Below are 17,276 nucleotides of genomic sequence, written 5' to 3' on the forward strand. Positions count from 1 at the left end.
GCGAGGCGTTTCGTCGTCGGTCGAATCGGCACCGGACGGATCGAAGCGGCTTGTCACGCGCGCTCTTTTGCCCCCGTTTTACTGTCACAGTCGCGTCACGCTGCGCCCCTAAGGTTGCACGTTCCCGTCGCGGCCCCATTGCCGCGATCCGGGCGTGCGTAACCCGCCCACGACGCCGTGCCTGCGTCGCGCAGCGGTCAACCGGGATCTCGCTTCCGGCAACGCATCGACAAGGCCTCGCACCATTTCATTCGAAAACACGATCGACGCCGATTGAGCTGGATCGCGGACGATCAGGAGACAGGGACCATGCTGAGTCCACATGAATTTTCGATGCTGCTGCGCATTGCACGCGCGCCGGACAGCGTCGACCTGGCGAACCCGGCATTCGCCGTGCTCGTCGAAAAGCGGCTTGTTGACGATACGCAGGTGCGCGTGAATGCGGTGGCCGCGCGCCCGGCGCTGACATCGATCGGCCAGATGCTGCTTGCGCGCTTCGACGAAGCGGCTTGAAGGAAGGGGACAGAACTGCAGAAGCGCGTCACGCCTTCGCTGCAGCGAAGGTCGTGACGCGGTGAAAGTGCGGCGAACCGCTTACTGCGCGACCGGCACCGTCACGTCGCTGCCGAACCAGTGCATCGAGATCTTCTTCAACGTGCCGTCCTTGCGCAGCGAGTCCAGCGCGTCGTTGATGGCCTTCTCGAACTTCGGATTGCCCTTGCGGAACGGGATCGCCATCTCCTGCTTGCCGCCGTTCAGCACCGCACCCGAGCGCAGCGGCAGGTTCGACGTCTTGATCATGTACGGCAGCATCAGGCGGTCATCGAGCGTCGCCTCGATCCGGCCGGCGGCAAGGTCGCGCAGCTTCTCCGGCGCGCCCGGATACGTCTGCACCTCGATGCCCGGCACGCTGCGCGCCATCTGGTCGTAGTTGGTGCCGAGCGTCACGCCGAGTTTCTTGCCCTTGAAATCCTCGAGCGACTTGAAGTTGCGCGTGTCGTCCTTGCGCTGGATCAGCTGCGCGGCCGAGTACGTGTACGGTTCGCTGAAGTCGAGCGCTTCCTTGCGCTGCGGCGTGATCGTGACCTGGTTGACGATCACGTCGAATTTGCCGGCCTGCAGGCCCGCGATGATGCCGCTCCATTCGGTCGGCACGAACTGCGTCTTCACGCCGAGCTTGCCGGCAACCGCATTCGCGACGTCGACGTCGAAACCCTCGAGCTGACCCGACGTGCCGCGCGAGTTGAACGGCGGATACGTGCCTTCGAGCCCGACGCGCAGCACGCCGGCTTTCTTCACCGAATCGAGCAGATCGTCCGCGTGGGCGGCGACGGCCGTGAAGCCGAGGGCCGACGCGAGCAGCAGACCCGACAGCAGGAACTTCGAACGTTTCATCGCAGATCTCCAGTGTTCAGTGTGGTAATCGAGCGCCGGGTATCGGTCGTGCCCGGGCTGGGCCGGAATACGGGCACGTAGACACTACTCGCAACCGGGCCGCGCCGGAAGTCGAATTGGCCCTGATTGCAATCGATTTCAGTGGGCGCAGGGTGAGCGGTGCAGCGTGACGACATGGCTCGTACATGCCGAACGAGCGTTTGAACCGTTCTCCCGGCCCGTCCGGAACACGCTTGAAAATATTCCTTTAAAAGCGGATCGCGCAGCCGGTCACGTTGTGGGTCCAGCAGGGCAATCGCAGCAACCGGCCGATCAACGGATACGTGCATATCGCATACCGCATGCCGCCTCGGTGCCGATGGCGGGCTCACGATCTAAGCGTACGCCGGCGTTCGTGGAACGCCAAAGACCGCAAATGAGACGTTGCGCGATCATGCGGATCGGCCGACAACGAACGCCGGCCAATCTTACGGTCCGGGAGTTGGCATAATCACGGCTTGAATCGTGACGTCACGATCTCCGCACCGTATTCACCAAGCCATGCAACCGCAATGCCCATGTTGACCACCGTCGCGACTGCAGCGTCGCTGAAACACATTCTCGAACACCCCGGCGATTTCTCCGGTTGGCTCTGTCTGCCGCCGATGCCGTGGACGCTCGATACAGAGGGCGCATTCATCGAAGACGCCGAGCAAGCCGAAGCCGATACGCCGCCCGCCACAGCACCGCAACCGGGCTGGCGCGTCACGCTGAATAGCACGACGATCGAGGACATCGTGATCAACGCGCATGATCAGGTCGACGAACCGAGCGTCGCGCAACTGTTCGACGCATTCGTGTTCTACGTCGACAACGAAGAATTCATTCTGCTCTGACGACGCGCGCCACGCGCCACAGTAAGAAAGGACCGCCAGGCGGTCCTTTTTTTATGAAGCAGCAGCGTCGAACGAAGCCCGCCCGTCAAGGCAACGAAATCGTCAAATTAGCCGACTCCGGGCCCACTTTGATGACCTGCGAATAAGGCGCCAGCGCCTGCAGCGTCTTGTCCTTCAGATACGTATTGAGCCCGAGGTACCCCAGCAGCGCGACGAGCGCGAACACTGCCCCGATCGCCCAAACCGGCACCTCGCGCTTCAACCGATGTGCGATCTGATCCGGCAGCGGCCAGTGCGGCGCGAACGGTGCGCGCTTGCCCTTCATATGCGCGATCTCGTCGCCCAGCCGCGCGGTGAGGTAAGCCAGCTTCTCCGGCCCTTCGAGCAGATACTTGCCCTGGAACCCGAGCAGCAGGCACATATGAAACACCTCGAGCGACTGCAGTCGCGCCGCGCCCTGTGCCCGACATTCCTCGAGATACTGAAAGAACTTCTCCCCCGCGAGCTGCTCGCCGAACAGCACGAGTTGCAGCGGCCGGCGTTCCCAGTCGGTCCGGATCTTGAACTGCGATGACAGCACCATCTCGTCGACGGCGGCGCAGTACGCGAACTTCGCGCCGTACACGTCCTCGGCGGGAATGTTGAGCTTCTTCGCGCCGCGCTCGAAATCCGACAGGAATTCCTGGATCTTCGTGCTGAACTCGCCCGCGCTGTCCGGCTCGCGGCCGTTCTTGAGCAGGAACAGCATGAAGAACCCGTCGTACAGCAGATCGAGCAGCGAACGGGCCTGGAACGCGGCGTCGGTCGACGCCGGGGTCTGCAACGGGGCCGGCGTGTTGTCGCCGAACAGGGAGGGCGCGTAGCTCATGATGTGACCGCGATCAGTTCGAATTTCAGGTCATTGATGCCAGTCGGTGCATAGATCATCGCGGACTGGGCCTGCAGCATGCGCTCGTACAGCGCACCGCGCGAATCGAGCTGGAAATAGCACGCGCCGGGCCGCACCGGAATCGCGGGCGGCACCTGCGGCATGTACGACAGCCGCACGCCGGGCATGGCCGACAGCACGAGCTTGTCGACATCGTCGGGCGCACCGACCTTGAAGCGGGCCGGCACCGCATCGATGAGCTCGACGTTGGGCATGTCCGCGGACACGGCCAGATAGAACTCGGTCTTGTCGTCGATCTTGCCCGAATCGAGGCGGCCGAGGTGGAACGACGGACGCACCTCGTCGAGCGTGATCGCGAAGTAGCGCGTCGAGATCACGGTGTCGAGCAGCTCGCGCAGCATCAGGTCGAGACGCGCGAAGCTCGGGCCCGGATCGTCGTGGCGATACACGGGCAGGTCGGCGAGCGTATAGCCCTTCGAGAACGTCATCAGCTGGCCTGCGAGGCGCAGCAGTTCCTGGAACAACCGCTCGGGATGCAGCGCCGCATGCTGGTGCAGGTGAGCGAGCGTCGCAAACGCGGCGTTCGCGGTGTGCAGCAGCCAGAACGATGCGATGTCGCCCGAGCGGAACTCGATGATGTTCTTCGACGGCTCGCGATGAAAGCCGTACAGCGCGTTGACCTTCGCCTGCAGCGCGTCGACGAGCTGGCGCAGCCGCTGGTGCAGGATCGGCGACGCGTCGATCGCGAGGCACGGCGGCACGAAGCTGTCGTCGATCTCGAAGCCGGACGTCGCGGTGCGGCGCACGCGCACGAGCGGCACCGACAGCAGCTGGTCGCGCGGCTCGCTGTGCGCGATCAGCTTGACCTGCGTCTTCAGGAACGTGATGTCGGCTTCGGCGGCGTCGGTGAAGTTGTCGGCGACACTCGTCTGCTCGCTGACGAAACGCGTCATGAAGCCGGCGGCCGGATCGTCGCTGTAGTTGGTGCCGTTCTCGCGCAGCGGGTGCAGCGCGAGGTAGAACACGAATTCGTTGATGCCGTCGGGCAGCGTGTCGAGCGCGATCGGCGGCGGCAGGTCGTCGGCCTGCGGCGCGGCATACAGCGCGCCGTCCTGGAACACGAGCGCGAGTTCGGCTACGCGCAGCACGTTGCTGCCGAGCGCATCGCGGTCGATGCGCACCGAGCGCACGCCCCAGTTGTACGGCTGGATCGCCTGGATGGATTCGAACAGGCGCGCCTCGTGGTAGGCGTCCTGCCGCTGAAAGTGTTGAGGCCGGAGGAACAGCCCTTCCCCCCAAAGCACCTTGGCCGAATAGCTCATGTCAAATCCGGTTAATGTGGCGTTGCGATGTAATCGATTTGTTCATGCCCGAATTAAATCGCCAATTTGTTAACTCTTGTTAATTGACACTCGTGCGTCATGTTTAACCGCAGGTGACCGACGAAAGCATATTCAGCGGTTGCGAAGGCGCACCTTGTTGCGGTGCGATGACGGAGCCATCGGTGACCGTCATCGCGCAATTATGCAGGCCGATGATTATGCCGGATTTCTCCGACTTTGCCGGATCGAACGTCAGTTTCCATCGCTGGATTGCGGGATCACGAAACAGAGCGACGATGCCGAATGCCTGCGCTTCGCGCGATACCTTTTCGGTCGCTGTATAGCGCTGGCCCGGAATCAGCGTGATTTCACGCACGTTGAGCAGATCGGCGCCCAGCGCTGCCTTTTCCTTGGTCGGATCGGTGAACGCATCGAACGGCGCCTGCTGGAACGAAGTCGGATCCTTTAGCGCGTAGAGCCTTACTACTAATGCGAGCGGCTTGTGATCGTTCGCGGCGTTGAGATTGGGCGCGGCGGCGAGCGTGAGCCCGATATTGCGCGGCGGCTTCTGGGCATCCGGCAGTTCGGGCTTGCCGATGCCGGCAGCCTGCATCACGGCGCCCGCGGCGGAACCGAGCAGCGGGGCGGCCGCGCATCCGGCCAGGAGCGCGCAGGCGATCAGCGGCAGCGCATAGCGAATCATGGACGATCTCATCGTATTTCCGGCGTGCCGCCTTTAACTCCCCTGTCAAAACTACCGGGCCTTTCCGCGTTCGCCGCGAATGCCCGGCGTATCTGCCGTTCAACTATTAAGCACACTGCGCTGCATCGCGCCTTCGGAAATTTTTTCCGTCATCCGGGCAATGCGCTGCAGAGCAAGTAAAACTTGCGCATTCCGGCCGATGGAAAAGCCGCCGTCGGGCTGCTGCCAGAGGCGTTTCGAGGGGGTAGCGCACGGTTTTAAAAGGAATTACTCTGCACGCAGCGATTGAATTATGAAAAATTGATCGGTACTATACCCGCGCGCTTCTTGCAAAGCAAAAGAACCAGATTCTCAATGATTTTAATACTCACGCGCCGGTGGATATAACGATGAAAGACCGTCTCTTCGCAAAACTTTCTGGGGTAGTGCTGGCTTGCGGCGTGATCGCCGGTTGTGCGAGCCAGCCGCCGGCGCCGCCGACTGCCGAGGTGTTCAACAAGTCGCTGGCCGATGCGGACGCCGTTGCGAAATCGGGTGATCAGGACAAGGCGCTCGGCCTGTACCAGCAACTCGCGAAGTCGGATCCGACGCGCGAGGAACCGTGGTCGCGCATCGCGCAGATCCAGTTTGCACAGAACCACTATGGCCAGGCGATCGTCGCCGCGCAGGAAGCACTGCAGCGCGACGCGACCGACCGCCAGGCGAAGAGCGTGCTTGCCGTCGCGGGCCTGCGGATCGCGACGCAGTCGCTCGGCGAGCTGCGCCAGGATTCGTCGCTGGCCGGCGACGCGAAGTCGGACGCGCAGGCGCTCGCGAAGCAGCTGCGCGATACGCTCGGCGAATCGGCGCTGTTCCCGCCGGAGCAACGGGGCGCGAAGACGCGCACGACGCGCCGCGTGATTCATCGTCCGAAGGCGGGTGCCGCACCGGCCGCCGAGGCAGCGGCTGCTGCAACCACCGCGCCGACGCCGCCCGTCGCGCCGCAAAAGGGTGGCGCCGATCCGTTCAGTGCCCTGCGCTGACCGAAACTGACGCGATAACCACAACTAACCTGGGAGCCGTCGAGATGGCCAAGAAAGAAAGCATTCAGAAAAGCTTGCAGAAGATACGGCCGCCGCGCGTCCAGCTGACCTACGAGGTCGAGAAGGGCGATGCGATCGAGGTGAAGGAACTGCCGTTCGTCGTCGGGGTCGTCGGCGATCTGGCGGGCCAGTCGGAAGTCGAGCAGCCGAAGCTGCGCGACCGCAAGTTCGTCAACATCGACCGTGACAACTTCGACGACGTGATGAAGGCGATCGAGCCGCGCGCCGCGTTTCAGGTGGAAAACCGCCTGAGCCCGGAAGGCGGCAAGTTCGCGGTCGACCTGAAGTTCCGTTCGCTGTCGGATTTCAGCCCGGACGAAGTCGTCGAGCAGGTCGAGCCGCTGCGCCGTCTGCTCGAGGCGCGCTCGAAGCTCGCCGACCTGCGCAACAAGCTCGCCGGCAACGACAAGCTTGAGGATCTGCTGTCGGAAGTGCTGAAGAACACGCAGCAGCTGCAGGAGCTCGCGAAGGGCACGGGCGGCGACAAAGACGGCGAATGACGACGGAGTGTTGAGATGAACCAGCAAACGGCTGCGGCCCAAGCGAGCGGCGCGGAATACGCCGCCGGGACTTCGCTGCTCGACGACATCGTCGAGAAGAGCAAGGTCGCGAAATCCGATTCCGAGCATGCGCGCGCGAAAGACCTGATCGGCGAGCTCGTGCACCAGGTGCTCGACGGCACGGTGATCGTGTCGGACAACCTGTCGGCGACGATCGACGCGCGCGTCGCGGAACTCGACCGCCTGATCTCCACGCAGCTGTCCGCGGTGATGCACGCGCCGGAATTCCAGCGCCTCGAAAGCACATGGCGCGGGATGGACTACCTGGTCAAGGAAAGCAACACCGGCCAGACGATCAAGATCAAGGCGCTGCACGCACCGAAGCGCGACCTCGTGCGCGACTTCAAGGGCGCGAGCGAGTTCGACCAGAGCGCGCTGTTCAAGAAGGTCTACGAAGAAGAGTTCGGCACGTTCGGCGGCTCGCCGTTCGGGGCGCTGATCGGCGATTACGAGATCTCGCGCCAACCGGAAGACATGTACTTCATCGAGCAGATGTCGCACGTCGCGGCGGCCGCGCATGCGCCGTTCATCGCGTCGGCGTCGCCGGAGCTGCTCGGCCTCGAGTCGTTCTCCGACCTCGGCAAGCCGCGCGACCTCGGCAAGGTGTTCGACACGGTCGAATATGCGAAGTGGAAGTCGTTCCGCGACGCCGAAGATTCGCGCTACGTCGGCCTCACGCTGCCGCGTTTCCTCGGCCGCCTGCCGTTCAATCCGAAGGACGGCCAGACCGCGGAGAACTTCAACTTCGTCGAGGATGTCGACGGCACCGAGCACGACAAGTACCTGTGGTGCAACGCGGCGTGGGCCTTCGCGGCACGCCTGACAGCTGCGTTCGACGACTTCGGCTGGTGCGCGGCGATTCGCGGCGTCGAAGGCGGCGGCCTCGTCGAGGATTTGCCGACCCACACGTTCAAGACCGACGACGGTGAAGTCGCGCTGAAGTGCCCGACCGAAATCGCGATCACCGATCGCCGCGAGAAGGAGCTGAGCGACCTCGGCTTCATCCCGCTCGTCCATTGCAAGAACTCGGATTACGCTGCGTTCTTCGCCGCGCAATCGGTGCAGAAACCGAAAAAATACAGCACCGACAGCGCGAATGCGAACGCCGTCCTGTCCGCCCAGCTTCAGTACATCTTCTCGGTATCGCGCGTGGCGCACTACCTGAAGGCGATGATGCGGGACAAGATCGGCAGCTTCGCATCGGCGCAGAACGTGGAGACTTTCCTCAACCGGTGGATTTCGCAGTACGTCCTGCTCGACGACAACGCATCGCAGGAACAGAAAGCGCAATTCCCGCTGCGCGAGGCATCCATACAAGTGTCGGAGATTCCGGGCAAGCCGGGCTCGTATCGTTCGGTCGCGTTCCTGCGCCCGCACTTTCAGCTCGACGAACTCTCGATTTCTCTGCGACTTGTCGCTGATCTGCCCAAACCGGCAAATTCATAAGCGAGCAAATCGCCCGGGCGGGCCGCCTGGGTAGGACGTTAAAACCACCTCTTTGGGGAGTCGAAGGGCCATGTTACATATGCACTTGCAGTTTGGTAGTCCCGCGGTGAAGGGCGAGTCCGCGGACAAGGACCACCAGGGCTGGATCGAGCTGAAATCGTGGGATCACTCGATCGTTCAACCGCGTTCGGCAACCGCATCGACCGCAGGCGGTCACACGATGACGCGCTGCGAGCACGGCGACATGATTTTCACGAAGGAAATCGATTCGTCGAGCCCGCTGCTGTACCAGCACGCTTCGGGCGGCACCACGTTCGATGAAGTGACGGTCCATTTCTCGCGCGCAGACGGTGAAGGCAAGCGCGTGCAGTACCTGGAAGTGAAGCTCAAGTACGTGATCATCTCGAGCATCGCGCCGAGCGTCCGCGAAGAAGGTCTGCCGCTCGAGACGTTCTCGCTGAAGTACGCGGCCGTGCAGTGGAAGCAGACCCAGCAGAAGATCGGCGGCAACCAGGGCGGCAACACGCAGGGCGCCTGGAGCCTGACGAAGAACGACAAGACCTACGCGGTCTAACGTCGGTTGCGGCAACGGGGCGCGTCGCGTCCCGTTGCCGTTTTCGCTGTGTACGCCGGCCGATGAAACGATTCGAACCCAGTTTTCTCGACAAGCTGTTCGACGATGAACCGCACCTGCCGGCCTCGGCCGCGATGCGGCAATTGTCGCTGGACGAGCTCAAGAACACGGTCGCCCGCGACGTCGAGGCGATCCTCAACACCCGTATCGCGCACACCGAAATCGAGCTGGCCGCACTGCCGGAATGCCAGAAGTCGGTGCTGACCTACGGGCTGAACGATTTCGCGGGGCTGAGCCTCGCGAGTCACTACGATCGCGCGTTCATCTGCAAGTCGATCCAGCAGGCCATCGCGCGCCACGAGCCGCGACTGCAGCAGGTGCAGGTGACGTTCGAGCTGAACGAGCAGTCGACCAACGCGCTTTACTTCGCAATCCAGGCGCTGCTCGTCGTGCATCCGGCCGAGGAGCCGGTCAGTTTCGACGCGATGCTGCAGCCGTCGACGCTGCAGTATTCGGTCACGCGCGCACGCGCTGCAAGAATGCTGTAAATCAAGCCGCCGAGCGGGCCGGACCGCCCGGTGGTGGATCAGGGTCCGGCAGGAAATATTGAGGTTCGGGGTCGTCGATGGAAGAGTTGCTGCCGTATTACGAGCGCGAATTATCGTTTTTGCGGCGCTATTCGCGAGATTTCGCCGAACGCTATCCGAAGATCGCCGCGCGGCTCGCGTTGTCCGGCGAGCACTGCGAGGATCCGCACGTCGAGCGGATGATCGAGTCGTTCGCGCTGCTCGGCGCGCGGATCAACAAGAAGCTCGACGACGATTACCCGGAATTCACCGAAGCGCTGCTGGAAGTGCTGTATCCGCACTATCTGCGGCCGTTCCCGTCGTGCTCGATCGCGCAGTTCACGCCAGCTTCGCCCGGCCAGCAGACCGAACCGGTCGTGATCGATCGTGGCACTGAACTGAAGAGCCGTCCGATCCGTGGCGTGCAGTGCCGGTTTCGCACCGCCTATGACGTGACGCTCGCGCCGATCCGCATTTCGGAAGCGCGCTACACGCCGGTCGCGCTCGCGCCGAGCGCGACAGTGCTGCCGTCCAACGCGACGGGCGTGATCTCGATCACATTCGAGTCGCTCGCCGCGCAGCTCGATCTCGGCGCACTGAAGCTGCCGACGCTGCGCGCGCACCTGCACGGCGAACAGTCGTTCGTCGCCGCGCTGACCGACTGCCTGTTCGTCAACGTGCTCGGCGCGTATGTCGAGCCCGAACGCAACGGCCGCTGGACCGCGTTGCGCAAGCTGCCGATCGCGCACGCCGGCTTCGACGAGGACGACGCGCTGATCGACTATCCGGCGAAGTCGCACCCCGCGTATCGCCTGCTCACCGAATACTTTGCGTTCTCCGACAAGTTCGATTTCGTCGACTTCGACATCGCGGCGATCGCACGCGCGACGGGCCGCTGCCAGCGCGCGACGCTGCATCTCGTGCTGCAGGACGTGCGCAGCGATTCGCACGTCGCGCGGCTGCTCGAACTGCTGACTGCGAGCCACTTCCGGCTGTTCTGCACGCCGATCGTCAACCTGTTCCGCCAGCACGGCGAGCCGATTCGCATCACGCACCGCGCCGTGTCGTACCCGGTGATCGCCGAAGCGCGCCGCGCGTTCGCGTACGAGGTGTACTCGATCGATTCGGTGAAGCTCGTCCGGCAGCAGGCGCATGAAGAGTCGGTGATCGAGTTCCGGCCGTTCTATTCGCTGCATCACGGCGAGTCGGCGCGGATCGGTCATTACTGGTTTGCGCGCCGCAACGACTGGGTCGCGCAGAAGAGCCCCGGCTACGAAACCGAGATCTCGATCGTCGACATCGACTTCGAGCCAACGTCGCCGCAGACCGACACGCTGAGCCTCGATCTCACCTGCACGAACCGCGACCTGCCGTCGATGCTCGCGTTCGGCCTCGAAGGCGGCGACCTGTTCCAGGAAGGCGGCGCGCAGACGAGCGGCATCTCGCTCTTGCGGCGCCCGACGCAGAGCGTGCGTTTCGAGCGCGGCCGTGCCGCGCACTGGCGGCTCGTGTCGCACCTCGCGCTGAACCACGTGTCGCTGGTCGCGCACGGGCTCGCGCCGCTCAAGGAAATGCTGACGCTGTACGACCTGCGGCGCACCGCCGTGTCGATGCGTCAGATCGACGGGCTGACCGGCGTCGAGCAGCGCGGCGCCGTGCAGTGGCTGCCCGGCAAGCCGTTCGCGACCTTCGTGCGCGGCATCGAGATCCGCCTGACGATCGACGAGGAACACTTCGTCGGCGCGAGCCTCGCGTCGTTCGTGCGCGTGCTCGACAGCTTCTTCGGGCTGTATGTCCACCTCAACAGTTTCGTTCAACTAGTCGTCGTGTCGAAGCGCACCGGCGAGGAGATCATCCGATGCAAGCCCCGAACCGGCGAATCGATCCTGGCGTAGTCGACGCGCTGCTCGACGAGCCGCACCGCTTCGAGTTCTTCCAGGCGGTGCGCGTGCTCGAAGGGCTGTTCGCGCGGCAGGCGTCAGATGCGCCGGGCGCTTGGCGGCAGGGTGACGTCGTCGCGCAGCGCATCGAATTCCGCAACACGCTGTCGCTCGGCTTCCCGCCGAGCGAGATCGAAGGCGCCCGCTCGTTCGACGATGGCGGCACGCTGCTCGATTCGGGCGAGGAGCGCGGCGCCGCGCTCGCGGCCGGCGAGCTTGGCCACGTCGAGCTGACGCCCGCGTTCTTCGGGCTGCTTGGCGGGCAGGGCGCGCTGCCGCTGCACTACACCGAGCAGATCGTCGCGCGCGAGCACCTGAAGCGCGACCACGCGGCCCGCGCGTTCTTCGATGTGTTCTCGAACCGCGCGACCGCGCTGTTCTACGCGGCGTGGAAAAAATACCGGCTGCCGTTCCATTACGAACTCGATCGCGACGAGCGCTACCTGCCGCTGCTGCTCGCGATCGCCGGGGTGCCGAGCGACGAGGTCCGCGACAGCCTCGCGGCCGGCGCGGGCGGCGTGCTCGACGAGGCCGTCGCCGGCTACGCGCTCGCCGCGCGGCACCGGCCGATGTCGGCCGCGTACCTGCAGCGCACGCTGTCCGATTACTTCCGCGTGCCGGTGAAGATCGACCAGTTCGTCGGCAAGTGGTACGACGTGCCGCCTGACCAGCTCAGCGTGCTCGGCGAGGTCAACGCGGTGCTCGGCGCGACGGCGCTCGTCGGCGAACGGGTGTGGCAGCGCGACATGCGCGCGCGGATCGTCGTCGGCCCGCTGTCCAAGCGCGACTACGAGGCGTTCCTGCCCGGCGGCGCGCAGGCCGTCGCGCTCGAGCGGATGCTGACGCTGCTCGCCGGCGTCACGCTCGAATACGAGGTGAAGCTCGTGCTGAAGCGCATCGAGGTCGGCGCGAGCGTGCTCGGCGCGGGCTCGCGGCTCGGCTGGGACGCGTTCCTTTGCACACGCGACGCGGTCGACGACCGGTCGGATGCACGCTACGAACTGCATGTGATTCACTGATTCCGAACGACAACAAAGACGCAATCGAACCTGAGATCGACGCCATGAGCACGCCCCTGAAGACCCTGATCACGAAACTGAACCCGCTGTGTCGGCACGCGACCGAGCGGGCGGCGAGCGCGTGCCTGGCGCGCGGCCATTACGAGGTCGATCTGGAGCACTTGTTCCTTGCGCTGCTGGACGAAGCGACGGGCGACCTGCCGCTCGCGCTGCGCGCCAGCCGCGTCGATCCGCATGCGCTGCGTGCCGATCTCGAGCGCGAACTCACGCGCCTGAAGACGGGCAATACGCGCACGCCGGTGTTCTCCGTGCACTTGATCGCGCTGTTCGAACAGGCGTGGCTGATCGCATCGCTCGATTCGCAGCTCGGCCGCATCCGCTCGGGGCACCTGCTGCTCGCGCTGCTGACCGCACCCGATCTCGCGCAGTTCGCGCAGCGCATGTCGTCGCAGTTCGCGGAAATGAACGTGACGGACCTGAAGCACAAGTTCGACGAGATCATGGCCGGCTCGAGCGAGGCCGAGCCGCGCCAGGCGGAGGTGGAAGGCGACGACGTTGCGTCGGCCGCTGACGGCGCCGCGCCCGCGGCCGGCCCGTCGAAGACGCCCGCGCTCGACACGTACACGACCAACCTCACGCAGCGCGCACGCGACGGCAAGATCGACCCGGTGATCGGCCGCGAAGCGGAGATCCGCCAGGCGATCGACATCCTGATGCGCCGCCGCCAGAACAACCCGATCATGACCGGCGAGGCCGGCGTCGGCAAAACGGCGGTCGTCGAGGGCCTCGCGCTGCGGATCGCGGCCGACGACGTGCCGCCGCCGCTCTCCGGCGTCGCGCTGCACGTGCTCGACATGGGCCTGCTGCAGGCCGGCGCGAGCGTGAAGGGCGAGTTCGAGAACCGCCTGAAGAGCGTGATCGACGAGGTGAAGAAGAGCGCGCATCCGATCATCCTGTTCATCGACGAGGCGCACACCATCATCGGCGCGGGCGGCCAGGCCGGCCAGAACGACGCGGCAAACCTGCTGAAGCCGGCGCTCGCGCGCGGCGAGCTGCGCACGATCGCCGCGACGACGTGGAGCGAATACAAAAAGTACTTCGAGAAGGATGCGGCGCTCGCGCGGCGCTTCCAGGTCGTGAAGGTCGAGGAGCCGAGCGAGCCGCTCGCGGCCGCGATGCTGCGCGGGATGTCCGGCCTGATGGAGAAGCACTTCAACGTGCGGATCCTCGACGATGCGATCACCGACGCCGTACGCCTGTCGCATCGCTACATCAGCGGCCGTCAGCTGCCGGACAAGGCGATCAGCGTGCTCGACACCGCGTGCGCGAAGGTCGCGCTCGCGCACAGCGCGACGCCGGCGGCGATCGACGACACGAAGAAGCGCATCGAGCGCATCGACGCGGAAATCGCGTCGCTGGAGCGCGAAGCGGCGGGCGGCGCGTCGCACGACGAACGACTCGGCGAGCTGCGCGGCGCCCGCGACACGGCGCTCGCGCAATTGACCGAGGACGAGGCGCGCTATGAAGCCGAGCGCGCGATCGTCGCCGAGATCACGGAACTGCGCGACACGCTCGACAAGGCACGCGGCCCGTCGGAAGACGGCGAGCCGGTCGACGTGCCGGCCACGCGCGAGAAACTGGCCGAACGCGTCGCGGCGCTGCATGCGCTGCAGGGCGGCGAGCCGATGGTGCCGCTGCAGGTCGACGGCCATGTGGTCGCCGAGATCGTCGCCGCGTGGACGGGCATTCCGCTCGGCCGGATGGTGAAGGACGAGATCGACACCGTGCTGAACCTGCAGCCGCTGCTCACTGCACGCGTGATCGGCCAGGATCATGCGCTGGACGCGATCGCGCAGCGCGTGCGTACCGCGACCGCGAACCTCGAGGATCCAAACAAGCCACGCGGCGTGTTCATGTTCGTCGGGCCGTCGGGCGTCGGCAAGACCGAGACGGCGCTCGCGTTGGCCGACATCCTGTACGGCGGCGAGCGCAAGATGGTCACGATCAACATGAGCGAGTACCAGGAAGCGCACAGCGTGTCGGGCCTGAAGGGTTCGCCGCCGGGCTACGTCGGCTATGGCGAGGGTGGCGTGCTGACCGAGGCCGTGCGCCGCAACCCGTATTCCGTCGTGCTGCTCGACGAGGTCGAGAAGGCGCACCCGGACGTGCTCGAGATGTTCTTCCAGGTGTTCGACAAGGGCACGATGGACGACGCCGAAGGGCGCGAGATCGACTTCCGCAACACGCTGATCATCCTGACGTCGAACGTCGGGTCGGCCGCGGTGATGCAGGCGTGCCTGAACAAGCCGGCGGAGGAACTGCCCGATCCGGACGCGCTCGCCGAGGCGCTGCGTCCGCAGTTGTACAAGACGTTCAAGCCGGCGTTTCTCGGCCGGATGAAGGTCGTGCCGTACTACCCGATTTCCGACGACGTGCTGGCCGAGATCATCGAGCTGAAGCTCGAACGGATCCGCCGTCGCATCGAAGCGAACCACAAGGCCGCGTTCGAATGGGACGAATCGCTCGTCGATGCGGTGCTCGCGCGCTGCACCGAGGTCGATTCGGGCGCCCGCAACGTCGACCATATCCTGAACGGCACGCTGCTGCCGGAGATCGCGGGCCACGTGCTCGGGCGGATCGCCGACGGCGCGGCCATCGCGCGCATCGCGGTGCGCGCGGATGAGGCCGGCGAATTCGCGTACACCGTCGAATGAGCGCGGCCGCGCAACCCGCATTGATGAACTGACCGAACCATGCCGATCAATCTCCCCGAGCTGCTGACGCCGATCAGCGATGCATCACCCAGCGGCGACGACCTGCTGTTCTCGAACGAATTCGACGCGATCCAGGACGCGCGGCGCTATGACGATCCGACGCTCGACCAGGGCGAGTGGGTGACCGAGATCAAGGAGGCCGACTGGGGCTTCGTCGTCGATCACGCGGGCGAACTGCTGCGCACGCGCACCAAGGACCTGCGGCTCGCCGTGTGGCTGACCGAGGCGCTCGCGCTCGAGGACGGCATCACCGGCCTCACCGAAGGCTATGCGCTGCTGGAAGGCCTGTGCCGCGACTACTGGGACACCGTGCATCCGCTGCCCGAAGGCGACGACGTCGAATATCGGCTCGGCAACGTCGCATGGCTGTCCGGTCGCACGGCCGAGCTGCTGCGCGGCATTCCCGTGACGGAAGGCGCGTCGAACGCGTTCACCACGCTCGACTGGGAAGTCGCGCAGCATGTGGCGCAGGCCGTGAAGCGCGACCCCGAACACGCGGACGACATCGCGCGCGGCAAACCGTCGGTCGAGCAGATCGATGCGTCGCGGCGCGTGACGCCGATCGCGTTCTACACGGCGCTGCTCGCGAACCTGAAGGTGTTCGAGTTTGCGCTCGACGCGTTCGAGGAACGGCTCGTCGAACGCGCGGGCGATTCGGCGCCGAGCTTCCGGCAGACGCGCGACGCGTTCGAGACCGTGTACCGGCTCGCCGAGCGCTTTGCGCGCGAGCAGGGCTATACGGGCAGCGCACCGCATGCGCCGTCGGCACCGCAGGCCCAGCCCGAGCGCATCGAGCCGAGCTTCGGCGACACGTTCCACACCGAGGAGACCCAAGTGCAGTCGCAGACCGCTCCGCGTCCGCCGGTGACGCACATGATCGCCGGCATCCAGAACCGTGCGCAGGCCGTCGACCAGCTGCGTGCGGTCGCACGTTACTTCCGCCAGACCGAGCCGCACAGCCCGGTCGCGTATCTCGCGGACAAGGCCGCCGAATGGGCCGACATGCCGCTGCACAAGTGGCTCGAGAGCGTCGTGAAGGACGACGGGTCGCTGTCGCATATCCGCGAGCTGCTCGGGGTGAGGCCCGACGAGCAGTCGTAAACGCAAAAGGGCGGCGCATGACTGCCGCCGCCCGTTGCCTGCCGGCCGCTCCGCGCGGAGCGGCACGCCTCCGTTACTGCCCCACCCGGAACTCGATCCGTCGATTCCGCGCGCGCCCATCCGCCGTGTCGTTCGGCGCGATCGGCTGATCCGGCCCGACACCCGTCGTCGTCATCTGCTGCGGCAGAATGCTCTTCGTGATCAGGTAACCCTTCACCGCATCCGCGCGTGCCTGGCTCAGCGCGATGTTCGACGTCCGGTTCCCCGAGTTGTCGGTGTGGCCGATGATGTCGACCGTGCGGTTCTGCATCTTCGACAACGCGGCCGCCATCTGGTCGAGAATCTGCTTGCCTTGCGGCGTGAGCGTCGCGCTGCCCGTCTCGAACTCGATCGTCCGGTTAGCGAGCGTCTGGTCGAGCACGCCCTGCTCGGATGCCGACACGCGCAGCCCGTTCTTGATCGTGTACGTCGGATTCAGCGTGTTCGCCATGTCGCTCGCGAGCTGCTGGCGCTGCGCTTCGTTGTGCACCTCGCCCTTCATCTCGATCTGCGTGCCGTTGATCTTCAACTGGCCCTTGCTGATCTGCTTGAGCTGCGCGCCGAGCAGCTTCTGCACGTTCGCGCTCCAGTTCGGCGGCGTCGCGACATCGCCGACCTCGATCTGGTCGACCACGTTTGCCGCGCCGTAGGTGTCGCGCAGCTTCTGTAGCACGGCGGCCTTGGTCGCCTCGTCGGGCACCTTGCCGCCGACCACCACCTGGCCGGGCGTCGCGTTCGCGGGCGGCGGCGTGATCGTGCCGGCCGTGCCGTGCACGACCGTGCCGGACGCCGTGGCCGGCGCGGTGCCGGGGTTCGTGTTCGCGGGCAGGGCGGCGGCCGCGACCGTGCCGTTGCCGACCGGCGTGACGGTCGCGCCGCCCGTGTTCTGTGCGCAGGCCGCGCCGCTAGCGACGAGGCCGGCGGCGACGAGGACTGCAACGAAGGGCGACAAGCGTGCGCGGCGGCGGACGTGAATCGTGCGTTGCATCCC

The 17,276-nt window shown here is 65.3% G+C and carries 16 protein-coding genes; 11 read left to right on the forward strand and 5 right to left on the reverse strand.

Annotated elements, in window-relative coordinates; genetic code table 11:
* Positions 1-309: 309 nt before the first annotated feature.
* Positions 310-513 (forward strand): hypothetical protein, encoded by a 204-nt coding sequence (locus AC1Z3W_RS20610; protein ID WP_057924837.1) that lies wholly within the window; start codon positions 310-312, stop codon positions 511-513.
* An 81-nt stretch (positions 514-594) separates the two neighbouring features.
* On the opposite strand, the gene AC1Z3W_RS20615 is transcribed toward AC1Z3W_RS20610, so the two are convergent.
* Complete coding sequence (locus AC1Z3W_RS20615) at positions 595-1,395, reverse strand: cystine ABC transporter substrate-binding protein (RefSeq protein ID WP_057924734.1); 801 nt, start codon at positions 1,393-1,395, stop codon at positions 595-597.
* 557 nt (positions 1,396-1,952) lie between these two features.
* On the opposite strand from AC1Z3W_RS20615, the gene AC1Z3W_RS20620 reads away from it, so the two are divergent.
* Positions 1,953-2,270 (forward strand): DUF7716 domain-containing protein, encoded by a 318-nt coding sequence (locus AC1Z3W_RS20620; protein WP_057924733.1) that lies wholly within the window; start codon positions 1,953-1,955, stop codon positions 2,268-2,270.
* Between the two features lie 85 nt (positions 2,271-2,355).
* On the opposite strand, the gene icmH is transcribed toward AC1Z3W_RS20620, so the two are convergent.
* From icmH to tssJ, 3 genes are all read right to left on the reverse strand, one after another.
* Entirely contained in the window at positions 2,356-3,138 is a 783-nt protein-coding gene (gene icmH, locus AC1Z3W_RS20625; protein WP_057924732.1) for a type IVB secretion system protein IcmH/DotU, read from the reverse strand.
* Positions 3,135-4,481 carry a type VI secretion system baseplate subunit TssK gene (gene tssK / locus AC1Z3W_RS20630; RefSeq protein WP_057924731.1) on the reverse strand — a complete coding sequence of 449 codons (1,347 nt, stop codon included), beginning with the start codon at positions 4,479-4,481 and terminating at the stop codon, positions 3,135-3,137. The genes icmH and tssK overlap by 4 nt, the downstream gene beginning before the upstream one ends.
* Positions 4,482-4,584: 103 nt before the next feature.
* Positions 4,585-5,196, reverse strand: coding sequence for a type VI secretion system lipoprotein TssJ (tssJ, locus tag AC1Z3W_RS20635; RefSeq protein WP_057924730.1), 612 nt, complete (start codon positions 5,194-5,196; stop codon positions 4,585-4,587).
* A 377-nt stretch (positions 5,197-5,573) separates the two neighbouring features.
* Between tssJ and AC1Z3W_RS20640 the strand changes: the two genes are divergently transcribed.
* From AC1Z3W_RS20640 to tssA, 9 genes are all read left to right on the forward strand, one after another.
* The gene (locus AC1Z3W_RS20640) at positions 5,574-6,206 is read left to right on the forward strand and encodes a tetratricopeptide repeat protein (RefSeq protein ID WP_057924729.1); all 633 of its coding nucleotides are present in this window, start codon (positions 5,574-5,576) and stop codon (positions 6,204-6,206) included.
* Between the two features lie 44 nt (positions 6,207-6,250).
* Complete coding sequence (gene tssB / locus AC1Z3W_RS20645) at positions 6,251-6,766, forward strand: type VI secretion system contractile sheath small subunit (RefSeq protein WP_044845930.1); 516 nt, start codon at positions 6,251-6,253, stop codon at positions 6,764-6,766.
* A gap of 15 nt (positions 6,767-6,781) precedes the next feature.
* Positions 6,782-8,272: a type VI secretion system contractile sheath large subunit gene (tssC, locus tag AC1Z3W_RS20650; protein ID WP_039320274.1), complete on the forward strand. Its 1,491-nt coding sequence runs from the start codon at positions 6,782-6,784 to the stop codon at positions 8,270-8,272.
* 70 nt (positions 8,273-8,342) lie between these two features.
* A complete protein-coding gene (locus AC1Z3W_RS20655) occupies positions 8,343-8,846 on the forward strand; it encodes an Hcp family type VI secretion system effector (protein WP_006477093.1) in 504 nt (167 codons plus the stop codon).
* Between the two features lie 62 nt (positions 8,847-8,908).
* Complete coding sequence (tssE, locus tag AC1Z3W_RS20660) at positions 8,909-9,394, forward strand: type VI secretion system baseplate subunit TssE (protein ID WP_044845929.1); 486 nt, start codon at positions 8,909-8,911, stop codon at positions 9,392-9,394.
* A 77-nt stretch (positions 9,395-9,471) separates the two neighbouring features.
* The gene (gene tssF, locus AC1Z3W_RS20665) at positions 9,472-11,307 is read left to right on the forward strand and encodes a type VI secretion system baseplate subunit TssF (protein ID WP_057924728.1); all 1,836 of its coding nucleotides are present in this window, start codon (positions 9,472-9,474) and stop codon (positions 11,305-11,307) included.
* On the forward strand, positions 11,271-12,371 hold the full coding sequence (gene tssG / locus AC1Z3W_RS20670) for a type VI secretion system baseplate subunit TssG (RefSeq protein WP_057924727.1): 1,101 nt from the start codon (positions 11,271-11,273) through the stop codon (positions 12,369-12,371). The genes tssF and tssG overlap by 37 nt, the downstream gene beginning before the upstream one ends.
* Positions 12,372-12,415: 44 nt before the next feature.
* Positions 12,416-15,085, forward strand: a complete 2,670-nt coding sequence (gene tssH, locus AC1Z3W_RS20675) for a type VI secretion system ATPase TssH (RefSeq protein ID WP_483508377.1) — start codon at positions 12,416-12,418, stop codon at positions 15,083-15,085.
* A gap of 39 nt (positions 15,086-15,124) precedes the next feature.
* Entirely contained in the window at positions 15,125-16,246 is a 1,122-nt protein-coding gene (gene tssA, locus AC1Z3W_RS20680) for a type VI secretion system protein TssA (RefSeq protein ID WP_483508378.1), read from the forward strand.
* A gap of 73 nt (positions 16,247-16,319) precedes the next feature.
* On the opposite strand, the gene AC1Z3W_RS20685 is transcribed toward tssA, so the two are convergent.
* Positions 16,320-17,273: an OmpA family protein gene (locus tag AC1Z3W_RS20685; RefSeq protein ID WP_057924724.1), complete on the reverse strand. Its 954-nt coding sequence runs from the start codon at positions 17,271-17,273 to the stop codon at positions 16,320-16,322.
* Positions 17,274-17,276 lie beyond the last annotated feature (3 nt).

The organism is Burkholderia sp. 10_S31, from assembly GCF_056930375.1.

What these genes read in the sequence shown, in the direction of transcription:
- AC1Z3W_RS20610 (WP_057924837.1), top strand. Translation starts at nt 310, where the DNA reads ATGCTGAGTCCACATGAATTTTCGATGCTGCTGCGCATTGCACGCGCG.
- AC1Z3W_RS20615 (WP_057924734.1), bottom strand. Translation starts at nt 1,395, where the DNA reads ATGAAACGTTCGAAGTTCCTGCTGTCGGGTCTGCTGCTCGCGTCGGCC.
- AC1Z3W_RS20620 (WP_057924733.1), top strand. Translation starts at nt 1,953, where the DNA reads ATGTTGACCACCGTCGCGACTGCAGCGTCGCTGAAACACATTCTCGAA.
- icmH (WP_057924732.1), bottom strand. Translation starts at nt 3,138, where the DNA reads ATGAGCTACGCGCCCTCCCTGTTCGGCGACAACACGCCGGCCCCGTTG.
- tssK (WP_057924731.1), bottom strand. Translation starts at nt 4,481, where the DNA reads ATGAGCTATTCGGCCAAGGTGCTTTGGGGGGAAGGGCTGTTCCTCCGG.
- tssJ (WP_057924730.1), bottom strand. Translation starts at nt 5,196, where the DNA reads ATGAGATCGTCCATGATTCGCTATGCGCTGCCGCTGATCGCCTGCGCG.
- AC1Z3W_RS20640 (WP_057924729.1), top strand. Translation starts at nt 5,574, where the DNA reads ATGAAAGACCGTCTCTTCGCAAAACTTTCTGGGGTAGTGCTGGCTTGC.
- tssB (WP_044845930.1), top strand. Translation starts at nt 6,251, where the DNA reads ATGGCCAAGAAAGAAAGCATTCAGAAAAGCTTGCAGAAGATACGGCCG.
- tssC (WP_039320274.1), top strand. Translation starts at nt 6,782, where the DNA reads ATGAACCAGCAAACGGCTGCGGCCCAAGCGAGCGGCGCGGAATACGCC.
- AC1Z3W_RS20655 (WP_006477093.1), top strand. Translation starts at nt 8,343, where the DNA reads ATGTTACATATGCACTTGCAGTTTGGTAGTCCCGCGGTGAAGGGCGAG.
- tssE (WP_044845929.1), top strand. Translation starts at nt 8,909, where the DNA reads ATGAAACGATTCGAACCCAGTTTTCTCGACAAGCTGTTCGACGATGAA.
- tssF (WP_057924728.1), top strand. Translation starts at nt 9,472, where the DNA reads ATGGAAGAGTTGCTGCCGTATTACGAGCGCGAATTATCGTTTTTGCGG.
- tssG (WP_057924727.1), top strand. Translation starts at nt 11,271, where the DNA reads ATGCAAGCCCCGAACCGGCGAATCGATCCTGGCGTAGTCGACGCGCTG.
- tssH (WP_483508377.1), top strand. Translation starts at nt 12,416, where the DNA reads ATGAGCACGCCCCTGAAGACCCTGATCACGAAACTGAACCCGCTGTGT.
- tssA (WP_483508378.1), top strand. Translation starts at nt 15,125, where the DNA reads ATGCCGATCAATCTCCCCGAGCTGCTGACGCCGATCAGCGATGCATCA.
- AC1Z3W_RS20685 (WP_057924724.1), bottom strand. Translation starts at nt 17,273, where the DNA reads ATGCAACGCACGATTCACGTCCGCCGCCGCGCACGCTTGTCGCCCTTC.